A 503-nucleotide genomic window follows, 5' to 3' on the forward strand; every position below is an offset into this window, starting at 1 on the left:
TCCTTTTACGGCTGGTCGCCGCATTTACCGCACCGGTGATATCGGTCGCTGGCTGCCCGATGGCAATGTTGAATACCTGGGTCGTCAGGATGACCAGGTGAAGATCCGCGGTTACCGCATAGAGCTGGGAGAAATTTCCAGTGTGCTGCAAAGCCATCCTGATATGGATGCGGCGATCGTTATTGCAAGGGAAGACCAGACGGGTACAAAAAACCTGGTAGGCTATATCGTCAGCAAGAAAGCGATCGGGCTTTCCGATCTGCGTCAGTGGTTGGCTGGCACCCTGCCTGCTTATATGATCCCTGCTTACTTCGTGCAACTGGACAGCTTACCACTGAATGCCAACGGTAAAGTAGACCGCCGGCAGCTGCCCGCTCCGGAAGACTTTGGACTAACTACCGGTACTACGTATATACCTGCCCGTAATACAACAGAAGCGCAGCTGATCTCCATCTGGGAGCAGGTGCTTGGCAGAACGCAGATCGGTGTTAAAGATAACTTCT

General features: G+C 53.1%; 1 protein-coding gene. It reads left to right on the top strand.

Annotation, left to right across the window (positions count from 1 at the left end; all coding sequences use genetic code 11):
* Positions 1-503 (top strand): AMP-binding enzyme (locus AC1DFM_RS34730; protein ID WP_477081374.1); only part of this gene is annotated, 503 nt, incomplete at both ends.

The organism is Chitinophaga sp. 05T412 (assembly GCF_056396465.1).